The sequence below is a fragment of the Mesorhizobium sp. WSM4884 genome (assembly GCF_029625675.1).
GTDB lineage: Bacteria > Pseudomonadota > Alphaproteobacteria > Rhizobiales > Rhizobiaceae > Mesorhizobium.
Genome location: NZ_JARTVO010000062.1, coordinates 1 through 305, shown reverse-complemented (window position 1 = coordinate 305; position 305 = coordinate 1). Strand labels below are relative to the sequence as shown.

General features: G+C 57.7%; 1 protein-coding gene. It reads right to left on the bottom strand.

Annotated features, from left to right (window positions below; translation table 11 throughout):
• On the bottom strand, positions 1-305 hold a 305-nt coding region (locus P9236_RS30680), incomplete at both ends, for an integrase core domain-containing protein (RefSeq protein ID WP_278052575.1).

Sequence of the window (305 nt, the reverse complement as noted above, 5' to 3'; positions counted from 1 at the left end):
TGTGGAGCTTCAACAGGTTGTCCTCGATCAGGGCGAGGCGACTGATAGGCGTTTTTGACTTTAGGCTGCCATGTGGACGATGCCAATTGTATCTGTGCAGCCAGACAGGCAGTTCGGCGGCACGATGATCGGATGTCGGATAGGCAATGGCGTAGGCCCATTCGCGCAGTGCTGTCTGGATGAAGCGCTCGGCCTTGCCATTGGTCTTGGGCGTATAGGGTCTTGTCGTGACGTGCTTGAGGCCGAGATCGCGGCAGGCCTTGGCGAAGGCCTTTGATCTGTAGCAGGAGCCGTTGTCGGTCATG